The 13,544-nt window shown below is 70.0% G+C and carries 10 protein-coding genes and 5 pseudogenes; 8 read left to right on the top strand and 7 right to left on the bottom strand.

What is annotated here, in order from left to right; translation table 11 throughout:
* Positions 1-88: 88 nt before the first annotated feature.
* Together AB0L29_RS20385 and AB0L29_RS20380 are read left to right on the top strand one after the other, a co-directional pair.
* On the top strand, positions 89-331 hold the full coding sequence (locus tag AB0L29_RS20385; protein ID WP_365829033.1) for a DUF397 domain-containing protein: 243 nt from the start codon (positions 89-91) through the stop codon (positions 329-331).
* A 114-nt stretch (positions 332-445) separates the two neighbouring features.
* Positions 446-1,236: pseudogene (locus AB0L29_RS20380) on the top strand (universal stress protein); the annotation flags it as partial.
* A gap of 85 nt (positions 1,237-1,321) precedes the next feature.
* Here AB0L29_RS20380 and AB0L29_RS20375 read toward each other — a convergent pair.
* Positions 1,322-1,591, bottom strand: coding sequence for a hypothetical protein (locus AB0L29_RS20375; RefSeq protein WP_365829031.1), 270 nt, complete (start codon positions 1,589-1,591; stop codon positions 1,322-1,324).
* A 109-nt stretch (positions 1,592-1,700) separates the two neighbouring features.
* Positions 1,701-2,279: a restriction endonuclease gene (locus AB0L29_RS20370; protein ID WP_365829213.1), complete on the bottom strand. Its 579-nt coding sequence runs from the start codon at positions 2,277-2,279 to the stop codon at positions 1,701-1,703.
* Between AB0L29_RS20370 and AB0L29_RS20365 the strand changes: the two are divergent.
* The 3 genes and pseudogenes from AB0L29_RS20365 to AB0L29_RS20355 all read left to right on the top strand — a co-directional run.
* Positions 2,217-5,072, top strand: a pseudogene (locus AB0L29_RS20365) (RHS repeat-associated core domain-containing protein); the annotation flags it as partial. The gene AB0L29_RS20370 and the pseudogene AB0L29_RS20365 overlap by 63 nt on opposite strands.
* Complete coding sequence (locus AB0L29_RS20360; protein WP_365829030.1) at positions 5,060-5,548, top strand: hypothetical protein; 489 nt, start codon at positions 5,060-5,062, stop codon at positions 5,546-5,548. The pseudogene AB0L29_RS20365 and the gene AB0L29_RS20360, both read left to right, overlap by 13 nt.
* Before the next feature lie 126 nt (positions 5,549-5,674).
* Positions 5,675-6,355 carry a hypothetical protein gene (locus AB0L29_RS20355; RefSeq protein WP_365829028.1) on the top strand — a complete coding sequence of 227 codons (681 nt, stop codon included), beginning with the start codon at positions 5,675-5,677 and terminating at the stop codon, positions 6,353-6,355.
* Positions 6,356-6,433: 78 nt separating this feature from the next.
* Here AB0L29_RS20355 and AB0L29_RS20350 read toward each other — a convergent pair.
* A pseudogene (locus AB0L29_RS20350) lies at positions 6,434-7,017 on the bottom strand (IS5 family transposase); the annotation flags it as partial.
* A gap of 64 nt (positions 7,018-7,081) precedes the next feature.
* Between AB0L29_RS20350 and AB0L29_RS20345 the strand changes: the two are divergent.
* Positions 7,082-7,537 (top strand): hypothetical protein, encoded by a 456-nt coding sequence (locus AB0L29_RS20345; RefSeq protein ID WP_365829026.1) that lies wholly within the window; start codon positions 7,082-7,084, stop codon positions 7,535-7,537.
* Positions 7,538-7,665: 128 nt separating this feature from the next.
* Entirely contained in the window at positions 7,666-8,031 is a 366-nt protein-coding gene (locus AB0L29_RS20340; RefSeq protein ID WP_365829024.1) for a DUF4440 domain-containing protein, read from the top strand.
* Positions 8,032-8,642: 611 nt separating this feature from the next.
* On the opposite strand, the gene AB0L29_RS20335 is transcribed toward AB0L29_RS20340, so the two are convergent.
* Positions 8,643-9,299, bottom strand: coding sequence for a TetR/AcrR family transcriptional regulator (locus tag AB0L29_RS20335; protein WP_365829022.1), 657 nt, complete (start codon positions 9,297-9,299; stop codon positions 8,643-8,645).
* Positions 9,300-9,591: 292 nt separating this feature from the next.
* Between AB0L29_RS20335 and AB0L29_RS20330 the strand changes: the two genes are divergently transcribed.
* On the top strand, positions 9,592-10,245 hold the full coding sequence (locus tag AB0L29_RS20330; RefSeq protein ID WP_365829212.1) for a DUF5701 family protein: 654 nt from the start codon (positions 9,592-9,594) through the stop codon (positions 10,243-10,245).
* 428 nt (positions 10,246-10,673) lie between these two features.
* Here AB0L29_RS20330 and AB0L29_RS20325 read toward each other — a convergent pair.
* From AB0L29_RS20325 to AB0L29_RS20315, 3 genes and pseudogenes are all read right to left on the bottom strand, one after another.
* Positions 10,674-10,781 (bottom strand): annotated as a pseudogene (locus AB0L29_RS20325) (transposase); the annotation flags it as partial.
* Between the two features lie 90 nt (positions 10,782-10,871).
* Entirely contained in the window at positions 10,872-12,530 is a 1,659-nt protein-coding gene (gene car(A) / locus AB0L29_RS20320) for an ABC-F type ribosomal protection protein Car(A) (RefSeq protein WP_365829020.1), read from the bottom strand.
* Positions 12,531-12,896: 366 nt separating this feature from the next.
* Positions 12,897-13,382 (bottom strand): annotated as a pseudogene (locus AB0L29_RS20315) (GTPase); the annotation flags it as partial.
* Between the last annotated feature and the right edge of the window lie 162 nt (positions 13,383-13,544).

The raw sequence follows: 13,544 nt of genomic DNA, 5'->3' as shown, positions 1-13,544 counted from the left end.
CCAAGAAGGCACCCCTCGCGTGGCCTGTCGGCCGTGGGAAGCGATCGCTAGGCTGACCGGCGGACGACGACTCGGGAGGAGCACGGACGTGGCCGAGAGCACCATCCAGCAGCGCGCGTTCACGGGCTGGGACAAGCCGGACCTGGACCTCAGCAACGCGCAGTGGCAGTCCAGCAGCCGGGGCCTGGGCGATGTCCAGATCGCCTTCGTGGAGGGTTTCATCGCCATGCGCAACAGCACCCGCCCGGAAAGCCCCTCCCTGATCTTCACGCCCGCCGAATGGGGCGCCTTCGTGTCGGGAGCACGGGAGGGCGAGTTCGACCTGACCTAGGCACCGGCGGCTCCGCGCGGCGACCGTGCGCCGGCCGGCGACCTGGAGGGCTTCCGCCCGTTTTCCCGGACATGGGACCTGAAGCGCCTTCCCGGGGCCGCCGCCTGAGTCGGGCTGCCTCGGGGAGAGGGTCGTACTCCGGAGGCGGGGAACCCCGCGAGCACCCTGCCGGTCATCGCGGTGGCCGACGGTTCGGACGACAGCCTGCGCGCCCCGGAGCGGGCCCTGGACGCCGCCCGCCGGCGCGCCGCACCACTGCGCGTGGGGCACGTACGGCAGTACGCCCCTGGGTGCGGCCCGAGGTGCCGGCCGCCGCGCCGGCGGGCCCGGACGGCGATCCCCTCCTCCGCCGGGCCCGCGCCCACCTGGAGGAACACCGGCCGTGCGGCCGTCGAGCACCTCGGCCCGGGGGGCGCCCGGTGCCGTGCTGCCCGAACCGGGCTCCGCCGCCCGGTTGCTGGTGCTCGGCTCGCGGGGCCGCGGCGGCTTCGCCGCCCTGCCGCTCGGCTCCAACGGCATGGCCTGCGCCCGCGACGCCGAGTGCCCCGTCGCCGTGGTGCCCCGGCCCGGGCACGAGGCCCACGGCGAGGCGCCGGCCGGACCCGGTCCCCGGGTGGTCGTCGTCCCGCACGCGGACAGCCCCGACGAGACCGTGCTCGCCTTCGCCTTCGCCGCGGCAGCCCCGCGCGACGCCCGCCTCCAGGTGGTCGCCGCCCACCCGTGGCCGGCACAGGCCTGGACCCTCCCCGGGGAGCTGCCTCCGCCGGTGATCGGCCAGGGCGTCGCCGAGAACGAGACCCGCACGTTCGCCGAGGGCTTCCCCGTCCCGCACCGCGACCGGTACCCCCGGCGTGCCGGCCGAGACGTGCGTGGTGCCGGGCGACGCGGCCGGACAGCTCGTCGCGTGGCGGGCGCGGACGAGGCTTCGACGAGTGGGAATCGCAGCGCGTCAGCGACGGGCGTGCGGTGGCCATCTGACCGGCACCCCGCTCAGTCCCCAGCGCGGCGCTCGTCGTCCAGGTAGGACAAGGCGAAGCCGCGTTCCTCGGGACGGCGGGCCAAGCGCGCCGTCACCCACGCGGTCCGGGCGTCCATCCCTTCACCGGAGGCGGCGGCCAGGCGCCGGGCCCGCCAGGTCGTACGAGGGGCGAGCACCCACCGCACCAGCGGGAATCGGACCCGGCCGGTGCAGGCAGTCGTCCGGCCTGCTCCGTCGGGGGAGTCCAGGGGAGCGCGGTCATGGGGGTTCGGGTCGGCCACGATCGCGAGTCTGGCGACGGGCGCATCACCGTGGCGGCCGCCCGGCCAGAGATCACCGAAATGGGCGTCGGTATCGCCGACGTTGACGACGGACCGGCCGTGGGCGACTTCAGGAGAGAGCCGTCGGCCTGCGAGGTGGCGGTACGGCGCGGAGCAGCTCCCACAGGGGGCGTGAGCCGGACGCCCATACGCCGAGGGTGTGGCGGTCGACGACGTGGAGGTGCTGCTGCTTGGCGAAGTCCACGGCAGGTGCGGTGACCCGTCCGTTGGTCACGATGACCGCGACGTCGGCGCCGTGGACCTGGCGGGCGGTGCCGTTGAGGACTTGCAGGTCGGGTGTGCCCACGGCGGAGCCGGCGAGGCCGTTGCGCCGGTGCTTGCACTGGATCACCCAGTGCCGCCCGTAGGGATCGGTGGCTTTCACGTCGGCGCCCAGGTCGCCGCCGCCCCCGACGCGGACCGCGTCGTGGCAGCCGTCGCGGCGCATCAGGTCGCGCACCGCGTCCTCGAACCGGGCGTGGTGCAGGGCGTCCAGTTGAGACAGCCCGTAGCGCAGCCCTTGGGCGCGGACCGCTTCCCACCGAGCCTGCTGCTGCTTGTGGTACACCCAGCCGCCGCCGGCCAAGACTACACCTACGACGACCGCGACCGCGTCGTCGCCGAAGGCGGCGAAGCCGGCCACGTCCAGATCACCCTCACCTACACCGACACCGACCCCGACACCGGCCACCGCACCACCGCCGACGGCCACACCACCCGCCACCTCATCGACCACCGCTGCCGGGTCATCGCCACCACCGACCCCCTCGGCCACACCACCCGCTACACCTACGACCCGAGCGGCAACCTCCTCACCCACACCGACCCCCTCGGCCACACCACCGCCCACTCCTACGACGAGGACGACCGGCTCGTCGTGGTCACCCGGCCTGACGGAAGCAAACTGCGCACTACACGGGGCTTGCTCGGATGGCCCACAGAGTTCTACGGGCCGGACGGCACCCGGTGGCTCCAAGAGTTCGACGAGCGCGGCAACCGCATCGCCGTCACTGATCCGTCAGGTTCTACCACCCGATACGCCTACGACGACCGGGGCAGGCTCATCACTGTCACCGACGCCCTCGGCGCCGCCACCACCGTGCACTGCGACGCTGCTGGCTTGCCGGTGGAGGTGACCGACCCAGCCGGCGGTACCACTCGATTGGAACGCGACGCTCTGGGCCGGACGGTCCGCATCGTCGACCCGGTGGGCGGTGTCACGCGTCTCGAATGGGATGCGGACGGCAATCTCGCTCACCGTGTCACCCCGGACGGTTCCACCGAGTCGTGGACCTACGACGGCGAAGGCAACTGCCTCACCCACACCGACCCGGCCGGGGGCGTCTCCTACTACGAGTACACCCACTTCGACCTTCTCGTCGCCCGCACTCACCCCGATGGCACCCGCTACGAGTTCGACTACGACGCCGACCTGCGGCTCACTCAGGTCACCGCCCCCCAAGGGCTCACCTGGTCGTACAAGTACGACAAAGCCGGCCGGCTCATCTCCGAGACCGACTTCGACGACCGCACCCTCACCTACCGCTACGACGCCGGGCGGCTCACCGCCAGGACCGATGCGCTCGGCGGTGTCGTCTCCTACGCTTATGACCAGCTCGGCCAAGCAGTCCGCAAAGACGCCGCGGGCAAGGTGACCACCTATACATATGACCGGGCCGGACGCCTGCTGCAGGCAGTCGGGCCGGACAGCGAGGTCGCCTATGTGTACGACCGGCGGGGGAGGATCAAGACCGAACTCGTCGATGGCCGTGCCATAAGCTACGCCTACGACGTCCTGGGCCGTCGCATCCGCCGTATCACCCCCACCGGCGCGGTCACCGAATACGGCTACGACACCGCTGGCCGCCCAGCTCGGATGACCGTCGGCGGCCACGAGGTCGCCTTCACCCATGACGCGGCCGGCCGGGAACTCGAGCGCGTCTTCGGCGGCGCACTCACTCTGACCTCAGCCTGGGACGAGGCCGGAAGGCTCTCCGCCCAGCACCTGACGATCAGCGACCGCTCCCTCAACCACCGCCGCTACTCCTACCGCGCCGACGGCCATCTCGCCTCTCTGGCCGACAAATTGTCGGGCACCCGCACCTTCGACCTGGACGCGGCCGGCCGAGTCACCGCCGTCCACGCGCAGGGCTGGACCGAGCGGTACGCCTACGACGCGAGCGGCAACCAGGTCGAAGCGTCCTGGCCCGCTTGCCACCCCGGCAGCGAAGCCACCGGAGCGCGGACCTACGCCGGCACGGCGATCACTCGCGCCGGAGCCGTCCGTTTCGAGCACGACGCCCTCGGCCGCATCACCCTGCGGCAGAAGACCCGCCTGTCCCGCAAACCCGACACCTGGCGCTACGAGTGGGACTCCGAGAACCGCCTCACCTCGGTGATCACCCCGGACGGAACCCGCTGGCGCTACCGCTACGACCCCCTGGGCCGCCGCACCGCCAAGCAGCGCCTCGCCGACGACGGCGAGAGAGTGGCCGAGGAAATCCTTTTCACCTGGGATGGCAGGACCCTGTGCGAACAGACGGTCCACACGCCGGACCTGCCGCATGCCGTCGCCGTCACCTGGGACCACCGTGGCCTGATCCCGCTGTCTCAGACGGAACGCCTCCTCACCCCGGACATCCGCCAGGAGGAGATCGACCGGCGATTCTTCGCCATCGCCACCGACCTCGTGGGCATGCCCACCGAGCTAATCGACGAATCGGGCGAAATCGCCTGGCGCGCCAGGAGCACCCTCTGGGGAACCACCGCCTGGACTCGCTCAAGTACCGCCTACACCCCCCTGCGCTTCCCCGGCCAGTACTACGACCCCGAGACCGGCCTCCACTACAACCTCTTCCGCCACTACGACCCCGAGACCGGCCGCTACACCTCCCCAGACCCTCTCGGTCTTGCCCCCGCGCCGAACCCGGTCGCCTATGTGCACAACCCGTTCACCGTCTGCGACCCCCTCGGCCTGTCGCCCTACTCACGATTCAAGGGACTGGGCTGGCTGACCGAAAAGCAGCTCAGCCGGCCGTCGTTCCGATACCAGCGACTCGTCACCGACCAGAGCTACGAGCAGCAATGGATCCTGCCGGACGGCCGAGAGGTCCATATCGACGGCGGTCCACGGGACGGCTGGGTCACCGAAGCCAAGTGGACCGGCGGCGACAACCACGGCGAGTGGGAAAAATCCCCCTACAACCCTGCTTCCGAGTTCTACGACGAGAGCCGGCTCACCACGCAGACCGAGAAGCTGCTCGCCCTCAACGAAGATCTCAGGGGCAAGGGGGTTCGCTATATGGTGTCCAATGAATGGGGCGCCGCGCATGTGAACGAGGTGCTGTCCAAGGCCTTCCCCGAGGCTTACGCCAGCGGACAGCTGAAGGCGTATCACGTGCCCGGCAACGGCATGAGTGGAATGAGTTCATGGCTGCAGTGACCGCAATGCTGGAAGAGCTCCGGGGCCTGGTCCCGCTGACCGTCGAGGGCGCGGCGGAAAGGTTCGCGGCCCAGGAGTGGACGCCCGGAGGCAAGCCCCGCGACGGTGTGGAAACGTCCTGGCGCAGGGACGGCATTCGGGGATGGAGCCAGAAGTTCCGCAGCGGGGCGGTCCGTGTCTCGTTCGCCGTCTGGATCCGCGACGTCGACGAGTCCGGTTACTTCGACGACCTGGACGCCGTCTACGAGCAAGGCGAGCAGGCGCTGGCCGAGTTCCTCCCCGAGATCGAAAACTCCCCGCTCGCCGGCCACCTTGTCGAGGCCGAGCTCACGGCCACGGACAAGGACGAGTTCATCGCGGCCCGCAAGTGGACCCTCGACGGACGGGTCCTGACCGCTGGCGTGGTACAGCAGGACACCGATCTCCCAGTGATGGTCGTAGTCGCGCTGGAGGAACCCGCGCCGACCCCGGCATAAGGGCTGTCCCGTAATCGATCTTCGGGTGGCGGGTGAGCTGGCAGGAGCGCTGGTGCTCCGGTCGGTCAGCGCGTCGTGGGTAGCACCTACCATGCCTTCGTGACGCGACCGTGGACGGTACGAAGGATGGCCGAGCAGTTTGTTGAGCTGCTCGGGATGGCTCCTACCAGCATCGATGGCGGCGATCTGGAGTTCGTCCGGGGAAGCCTGTGCACCACGCTTTCGATCTGGAAGAACCGTTACGACCGGTCGCTCTTCGGCTGGATGGTGCACACGGACTACTGCGGTCTCAGTGACCGGATGGACGGCTTTGGTGGTGTGGGCATCCGAATCGACCACCCCTCGCCGTGTGGCGACGCAGGTTCGACTGACATCCCTCCCGCTGCCTGCTATCCCTGGCCGACGGGCAGTGCTCCGCTCGCCTCTGAGGTCTCCGCCGGCGTCGCTTACTACGGGCCGCCGTCCCTGCGCTTCGTCCGCGACTCCCACGACCTGGGGCTGCTGCTCCTGGCGGACGCCCATGTTCACCGGGACCGGGTCTGGTCGTTCGCGCCGGCCAACAACGAGCCGGGACGACTTGCGAAGGCCATCCTTCTGGCTCGTCAGTGCGGTGATCAGGATCTGGAGCGGGCGGCTGTCGCTAAGTTGCGGAACCGCGGCGAGGAACCGGTGGATCGTCGCCCCGACTACCTGTTCCGGCAGGCCGTCGCCGACTGGTCCAGGCAGTATGCCAAGGCCACGGGCATCGATCTCAGTGACCTGGCCAAGCTCAAGCGGAAGCGCCCTCAGTACCCCGAGATCCCGTAGCTCAGCACGGCTCCTCGGGGCCGGGAGATGATCTCGCCGTGATCACGGCATCGGAGCCCCGCTGGACAACTGATCGTTTCAGAATGATGTTCGCAGGCGGCGGAGGCACATGAGGCTGCAGGCCAGTTCGAGCAGGCCCTGGTGGAGGTCTGCGCGTCGTTCGTAGCGGGTGCGGAGCCGTTTGAACTGGTGCAGCCAGGCGAAGGCGCGCTCGACCACCCAACGCACCTTGCCTAGTCCTGAGCCGTGGGCGACACCGCGTCGGGTGATCACGGGCTTGATGCCGCGCTTCCACAGCAGGCGGCGGTACTTGTCGAAGTCGTAGCCCGGGTCGGCGTACAGTCGCCGGGGCTTGCGGCGGGGACGTCCGCGCAGACCCCGGATCAGTGGGACCGCGTCCAGCAGCGGCAGAAGCTGGGTGACGTCGTGCCGGTTACCGCCGGTGAGCGTGACGGCAAGCGGGGTTCCGTGGCGATCGACGATCAGATGGTGCTTGGAGCCCGGGCGGGCACGGTCGACGGGTGAAGGGCCGACATGATCCCCCCTTTGAGAGCCCGGACGTGCGATCCGCCCACGGAACAATCGTCCGGGTCCAGCAGGTCGGCACGGCGGAGCTCGGTCAGCAGGACGGCATGCAGGCGGGGCCAGACGTCGGCCTCGGTTTCCTGCGGGTTTGAGTACTCGTGCTCATGCGACCGGCGCCGTCTCGTTCGTACGGTCGAATCCATGAAGAAGACCGCCGCGCTTCTGACCCTGCTGCTCGCCGCCCTGACGACCACGGGCTGCTCCGCACTGGAGCAGGAGTACCCCTCCGCCGACCCCGCGACGCTTTCCCAGTGCCTGACGGACCGCGCGCAGTGGGCGTACGACGGCATGGCCCTGCCGCCCCACAAGGCAGTGAAGCCCGTTCAAATAATCCCCGGCCACAGCTGCTACGCGGGCGGCCTCAGCATCGAAAAGACCCTGCCGGACGTCGTCACCTTCGACCTCAGCTGGACGGTCGAAGATGTCCCGGCCGATGTCGCCCGTACCACGGAGGCTCGCCTGCGCCGGAAGTTCACCTCGGCGGGCTGGGCCCTCACCCACGACGGTAACCGCCGCGGCAGGAACTTCGTCGCGTTCGGCTTCCGCGTTCAGGACCCGGTGGCTTCGTTCACGTTTGGCGGCAGCGCTTGTGCATGAGTTCCGGTGGCAGTTGGTGATCACTCCGCCGAGAGATGTTCGCGAGTTTTGACGGCAGCACCGTGCCGTCGTCGCGGCGAGTGAGCAATTCACTGTGCCTTGGCAAGCAGCGTCCGTAGGGTTTGCGCATGACAGATGAGAGTGAGCGGGCCGTGCAGGCGGCCATCGATGGGGAGATGCGGCTTCTCGATCCCGAGGTGCGTGCTTCCCCGGCCCGTGTCCTGGAGCTTCTGGATCCGGAGTTCATCGAGTTCGGGGCTTCTGGGCGCCGGTGGGACGTGGAGTCGATCCTCACGGTGACGAGCGGAGGCTCGGTGTCTCCGGAGTCTCCGGTCAAGGTCAGTGAGATGGCCGGAGTCGTCCTCTCTCCGGGCATCGTTCATCTGACGTACTTCACCGACAACCAGGGCCGCCAGGCATGGCGGAGTTCTGTGTGGCGCCTGACGGAGAGGGGCTGGCGGATGTACTTCCACCAGGCCACTTTGACTAGTTGAGTGGGTGGGACCGCCGCCCGCAAGGACGGCGGCTGCCCAGCCGAATCGGGTGGCTTCAGCTGGCCGTGGCCGGCGCTTCCGCTCGCGCGCGGGTGCTGGCGAGGCGTTGCGGGGCAAGTGACCGGACCTGCGACGAAGCCCCGGGGCACTTGCCCCGGGGCTTCGGATCAGGTCGTCTGTCAGCGCGCCGGGACACTCTCCGGCGTCGTCGTCATAGCAGCGCGCTTCATGTCGCAGACGTTAGCAGGACACCGCGATGTCCACGCGGTCGTTCCTCGTCAGGAGTGCCCGGGTCACGTAGGGGCCGCAGGCCGCCCGGAAGGCCAGGCAGTTGGAAGGAGCACCGGCCGAGCATGTGATGTGGTGCCGTACGAACGCTGAGAGGCGGGCCACGTCCTCGTCGCGAACACCTCCCTCCGGCGCAGCATCCGGTGCAGTCGCTCCAGCACGCAGAAGAACTGCCGGTCCTGGGACGAGACCGGTTCCTGCACGAGCGGCCCGCCCGGCTTACGGAGCTCGCCCGGGCGGGCTGTCGAAGCACGCCGTGGAGCAGGCCCTGTGTCGCGGCGGGGTTCCGGCGGAACCGCTCGCGTCCTGGGCCGGGCTCCGGGTCAGGAGGTGCCGAGGCTTTGGAGGGACGGTTCCAGCAGGTCGAAGGCGCGGGTCGCCTCCGAGGCGACGATGGCCTCGATCTCTTGCGCCGTCCGTCCGGCGAGGGTGAGGTACTGGATCCGCTGGAAGAGGATGCGGTGTACGGCGCCGAGCAGAGCGGCGGCCGTGCGGATGGTGATGTCGTCGCCCGGTACGTCCTCGGCCTGGGCGAGCGCCTCGGCCAGTGCTTCTTCCCGGCGGTCGTGCAGGCCGCGCACGCAGGTCGTGAGGGTGGGGCTGTCGGCGACCATCCGGGCGAAGTCCGGGCCGGTGAAGCCGGTCACGGGGTCGTGTGCGGCGAGTGCGTCGGCGAAGGCGCGGCGCAGCGCGCCCAGGACCGACTCGCCGGGGTGCCGCGCCGCCACGGCCGAGGCCAGGGTGGCGACGAAGGCGTCCTGATGGTCGAGGGCCATGTCCTCCTTGCGGGCGAAGTAGTTGGTGACGGTCTTCTTGGAGACGCGCGCGGCGTCGGCGATCTCGGCGATCGTCGTGGCGTCGAAGCCCTGCCTGAGGAAGAGACGGGTGGCCTGGTCGGAGATGTGCTGACGGGTCTCCTGCTTCTTGACCTCGCGCAGGCCCGCAGGCCGCGACGACGTACGTTCGCTGTCACTGCTCATGGAAAAAATCTTACACCGGTAGTACATTTACGTTGACACTCTTACGAGTGTAGAAGTAAATTTACTATCGATGTAACTTCATGCGAGGGGGGCCATGACTGTCGATCCTGCTGTTCCGCACCCATCGCCGGCACACGAGCGGGCGGCGTTCCTCAAGCCGCTGATCACCTCCCCGACGGTCGATGTGGGCGAGTACACCTACTACGACGACCCCGAGGGAGCGGCCGACTTCGAGCGGCCCGCCCCCGGCCCGCACGGATCCAGCCCCGTCCGCCCCGGCAAGGAGCATGCATTGCCCGACACCCAGTCCGCCCCCGTGCCCCCCGTGCCGTCGCTGCCCGCCCAGGCGGAACGCCTGATCGAGCTGGGACTGCACACGCACGCCGGGATACCGGCCGAGGAAGTGCGCGCCTTCGCCGGGCGACACCGGAACGAGGGCGGTGACACCCTGCTGGCCGTCCACCCCGACCGCATTCCCGCCTCGGTCCTCGCCCCGCTGCTCCGCCACGGCGACAAGCCCGGCTTCGTCGTCACCGACATGCCCGACGTCGACCGCTTCACGCCCCATGGGATCGACCTGCCCGATTCCCCGCTCTACGTGGTCACCGGCGTCGACCGGGGCGACCACATGGCCAACTGGAGCCCGGAGGAAGCACTGCCCGCGCTCACCAAGGAGGACCGCACCCCGCTGCTGCTCACCGAAGGCATCCACTGGGTGCTCCAGCAGCCGGCGGCCCTCGAGCGCAACCGCTGCTTCATGACCATCGGCTCCCGGCTGCGCAAGCTGAACGGCACGTACGACGCCCGCACCCCCGCGATCTGGATCAGCAACGGCACCGGCCGGGACGGCCGCGAAAGACGCAACGCCCCGAAGGTCGGCTGGTGCTGGTGGGGCAACCGCCACACCTGGCTGGGCTTCGCCTCCGCGGCGGACCGCAGGGACTGACGTACCGGAGTCGGACACCGCCACCGTGCACCGGTCGCAGCCATGCGTCCCCGGCGGACACGACGCCGATTGACGCTCGGGGGGGATGCGGGATGGCGCCTGACCTGGTGTGTTGCTGGTTTGTTCCGATGCGGTCTGCGGTGCGTCGGTGGAGGTAGGGGGTGGGGTGGGGGAGGACCCGCCGCGCGAGCGCCCCCGTCCGTGATCACGGGGTTCGGTGAAGATACCGCCCGGTGGTTCCTTCTGCGGGTCACCCCGCTTCCGGGCCCCGGCCGCATGCTGATGGGCACGGCACACGCGGAGCCGACGCTCAGGTCCCGTCCGATCGCACCCTTCGCGCCGGCCGGGGACCGGAGCCGGGTGAGGGCCTGGTGCCGGATGCCGTCCCGCCGCCACCGGCGGAACAAGTCGTGGATCCGGCCCCACGGCCCGTACTCGACGGGCACGTCCCGCCACGGAACACCGGTCCGGACCCCGGACCGTATGCCGTTGATCAGCTGCCGCCGGGGCCATACGGGCGGTCGCCCCGCCTTCACTCCCTTCGGTGGCAACGGCTCCAGCACCGCCCCCTGCTCATCGGTGAGATCTCCCCGCCCCGTGAAGCACGATCATTCATGGGGCAGGATTCACTTTCGATGCACGGCCTCGGCGACGTGCCCGTCCCGCAGCCTCAGATGGGCGCCGTCGAAGCGGGACCGCATGCGCCGGTCGTGGGTGACGACGACGACCGTGCCCTGATAACCGGTCAGCGCCTCCTCCAGTTCCTCGACGAGCGCGGGCGAGAGGTGGTTGGTGGGCTCGTCCAGCAGCAGCAGGTCGACCGGCTCGGTCACCAGCCGGGCGAGTTCGATGCGGCGCCGCTGCCCGTACGACAGGTCCTGCACACGCTGGCGAAGGTCGTCCGGGCTGAACAGCCCGAGGGAGAGCAGCGCCTCGGTGTGCTCGTCGATGCCGCCGGCCCGTCCGCTGCTGAACGCCTCAAGCACCGTCATCCCCTCCTGCCACGGCGTCTGATCCTGCCGCAGGTGTCCCACCCGGCCCGACACCCGCACCGATCCGCTGTCGGGTGCCAGCTCCCCGGAGAGCACCCGCAGCAGCGTCGTCTTGCCCGCCCCGTTGGGGCCGGTGATCAGCAGCCGTTCACCGGGCCCGAGGCGCAGGGAGTCGACGCTGAGCCGGTCGCCGACCCGGACGCCGGTGAGTTCGGCCACCGTCTCCTGAGGCTGCGCGGCCTCGGTGGTGATCTCCGCTGTGAAGGTGAGCGGCTCGGGCGGCGGTGCGACCGGGTTCTCGGTCAGCCGCGCGACCCGTTCCTTGGCGTTGCGGATCCGCACCATCGCCCCGTGGCCCCGCCCGCGCATCCGGAACTGTCCGGCGCCGAAGACGGCGAAGGGCAGCTTGCGCGGGATGGCGTCCAGGCGTGCCACGTTGGACGCGATCAGCTCGCGGCTGCGGTCCAGTTCGGCGCGCCACTGCTCGTACTCCAGCAGCCTGCGCTGCCGTTCCGCCGCCTTGGCCGCCAGGTAGCCCTCGTAGCCGTTGCCGTAGCGCATCACCTTGCCGGAGTCGATCTCCAGGATCGTGGTGGTGAGCCGGTCGAGGAAGAGCCGGTCGTGGGTGACCGCCACAACCGTGCCGCGGTGCTTGCGCAGGTGTTCCTCCAGCCAGCCCACGGCCCGGTCGTCCAGGTCGTTGGTCGGCTCGTCCAGCAGCAGCAGTTCGGGTTCCGAGGCCAGCGTCGCCGCCAGGGCGAGGCGCGAGCGCTCGCCGCCGGACAGGGTGCCCAGCCGCCGGCCGCGTTCCAACCCGGGCAGCCCGAGCCCGTGCAGCGCGATCTCCACGCGGGAGTCGGCCTCGTAGCCGCCGCGGGCCTGGTACCGGTCCACCAGCGCGGCGTACCTCTCCAGGAGGCCGGTGAGTTCGGCGTCCCGGCCCGCCTGGTGGGGCCGTTCGGCCAGCTCGGCCTCGGTCCGGCGCATGGCCTCCTCCAGCTCCCGCAGGTCGGCCAGGGCCAGATCGACGGCGTCCTGGACCGTGGCGTCCAGCGGCAGTTCCAGTGTCTGGGCCAGATAGCCGACGCCACCGGGCGCGACCACCGTCAGCGCACCGTTGTCCGGCTGTTCCTGCCCGGCGATGAGCTTGATCAACGTGGACTTGCCGGATCCGTTGTCCCCGATGACACCGACCTTCTCGCCCGGCTTGATGGTGAAGCCGACCCGGTCGAGTACGACGTGGTCCTGGTAACGCTTGGTGATGTCATGCAGAGCGAGTTGCGCTGTCGACACGTGGGAGTCCTCCTGATGTGGGTCGAGTGATGTCGCCGCGCACACAGCAGACCGTCGGAAAACGCAGTCGGTCGGGAACCCGCACCGTCGGGAGCGGTTCCGTCCGGCGGAAACAGCGCATGACGAAGAAATCGCAGCGCGTCCGTCTTCTCAGGCGTGCACGGCCGAGTGCGGTGACGGAGCCAGGCTCGACGTCCCACACCCTCGCGGACCACACGTGCCGATCACAGGGAACCCATGGGGGCATCGTAGGTGGTACGAAGCTGCACCGGCAACCGGTCCGGCCGGAACCGGGCGGGAGAGCCGATCCCTCCTGCGGTCCCCCCGCCCGGGTCACGGCTGGGGGAAGGCCCGCAGAGCGGCCGCCAGGGAGGCGAGTTGCGCCTCCGGTTCGGGGTGCGAGCCGTCCACCACGTGCAGCACCCGGTGCGCGTCCGCCGCCTCGTCGATGGTCGAGCGGAACGCCTCGACGAGGTGGTGCGGAAGGTGCCGTACAAAGCCGACGGTGTCGGCGATGGTGTAGGGGCGGCCGCTCGGGGTCTCCGCGCGGCGCACGGTGGTGTCCAGGGTGGCGAACAGCGCGTTCTCCACCAGCACTCCGGCACCGGTGAGCCGGTTCAGCAGGGAGGACTTGCCGGCGTTGGCGTACCCCGCGAGCGCGACCGACAGCACCCTGTTGCGCCGCCGCTCCCCGCGCTTGACGTCCCGTCCGGCCTTCAACTGGGCGATCTCGCGGCGGAGTCCGGCCATCCGCTCGTGGATCTGTCGCCGGTCGGTCTCGATCTTCGTCTCGCCGGGACCGCGGGTCGCCATGCCGCCCCCGCCACCGCCGCCCATCTGCCGGGACATCGCAGGGGAGCCGCCGCTGCGGGAGGGGGGCTGTACCCGCTGGACCTGGAAGAGCGGATGGAGACTACCGTCGGAGCACAGACCCAGCAGGGGGAAGGCGTGCCGGGCCCAAAATTCGAGGTGCTGCCCGGTGGACTCGTTGCCGAGACCACGCGCATCGGGTCC

It is taken from the genome of Streptomyces sp. NPDC052701 (genome assembly GCF_040678355.1).
Lineage (GTDB): Bacteria > Actinomycetota > Actinomycetes > Streptomycetales > Streptomycetaceae > Streptomyces.
Note: the sequence above shows the minus strand (reverse complement) of the source record. Positions and strands in the feature narration are given on the sequence as shown.

Excerpts from the sequence above, each read along its gene's own strand:
- AB0L29_RS20355 (WP_365829028.1), top strand. The coding sequence starts at position 5,675 with ATGGCCGAGCAGTTTGTTGAGCTGCTCGGGATGGCTCCTACCAGCATC.
- AB0L29_RS20360 (WP_365829030.1), top strand. The coding sequence starts at position 5,060 with ATGGCTGCAGTGACCGCAATGCTGGAAGAGCTCCGGGGCCTGGTCCCG.
- AB0L29_RS20345 (WP_365829026.1), top strand. The coding sequence starts at position 7,082 with ATGAAGAAGACCGCCGCGCTTCTGACCCTGCTGCTCGCCGCCCTGACG.
- AB0L29_RS20340 (WP_365829024.1), top strand. The coding sequence starts at position 7,666 with ATGACAGATGAGAGTGAGCGGGCCGTGCAGGCGGCCATCGATGGGGAG.
- AB0L29_RS20335 (WP_365829022.1), bottom strand. The coding sequence starts at position 9,299 with ATGAGCAGTGACAGCGAACGTACGTCGTCGCGGCCTGCGGGCCTGCGC.